The sequence below is a fragment of the Marinobacter sp. C7 genome, assembly GCF_022343555.1.
Taxonomy (GTDB): Bacteria; Pseudomonadota; Gammaproteobacteria; order Pseudomonadales; family Oleiphilaceae; genus Marinobacter.
In genome coordinates, this window is the sequence record NZ_JAKQZH010000055.1 from 1 (window position 1) to 599 (window position 599).

At 66.8% G+C, this 599-nt stretch carries 2 protein-coding genes; both read right to left on the reverse strand.

Annotation, left to right across the window (positions count from 1 at the left end; genetic code table 11):
• Positions 1-7 precede the first annotated feature (7 nt).
• The gene (locus tag MD273_RS18680) at positions 8-184 is read right to left on the reverse strand and encodes a hypothetical protein (protein ID WP_239039273.1); all 177 of its coding nucleotides are present in this window, start codon (positions 182-184) and stop codon (positions 8-10) included.
• An 18-nt stretch (positions 185-202) separates the two neighbouring features.
• Positions 203-599 (reverse strand): TOBE domain-containing protein (locus MD273_RS18685; RefSeq protein WP_239039274.1); only part of this gene is annotated, 397 nt, incomplete at its 5' end.

The window sequence follows — 599 nt, forward strand, 5'->3', positions numbered from 1 at the left end:
GCGGCTTTCATCTCCTCGACAAACGCCTGAAGGTGCTCGGTGCGCGTATGGTTGGCTGCCCGGCCGAGGCCGATGCGACATGCGCCAGAGCCTCGCCGGTTGCGGGTTCATAGGCGATCTCTGCCGCCCCTTCGCCCGCCTCGAACCGGCCGTCGATGAACAGTCGTGTCTCGAAATTTTCCATCGCAAACGCCTCCTGGACCTAGCGCGCGAGCACGCGCACGCGGGCGGGATCGATGGCGAGGAAGACGTCCTCGCCGGGTTTCAGCACCACTTCATTGCCGGTGAGCAACCGGATGGTCTCGCCGGCAAGGCTCAGCACATAGCGGTTGCGCGCGCCGAGGAAGACGCGGGTCTTCACGGTCGCCTTCAGCCCGGCATCGGCGACGGCGAGGTCCTCCTGCCGCAGCACGATGGCGGCATCACCTGTAACCGATGCATCGGCGACGGCGAGCTTCTGGCCATCGGCAAGCACGGCGACCGGTCCGGTCTCCATGGTCGCCGGCAGCACATTGGCCGAGCCGATGAAGCCGGAGACGAATTCGGTTTCCGGCCGCGCATAGATCTCGGCCGGCGCGCCCTCCTGCTCGACCTTGCCG

Bases quoted from the DNA above. Each gene is read 5' to 3' on its own strand.
- MD273_RS18680 (WP_239039273.1), bottom strand. From the start codon at position 184: ATGGAAAATTTCGAGACACGACTGTTCATCGACGGCCGGTTCGAGGCG.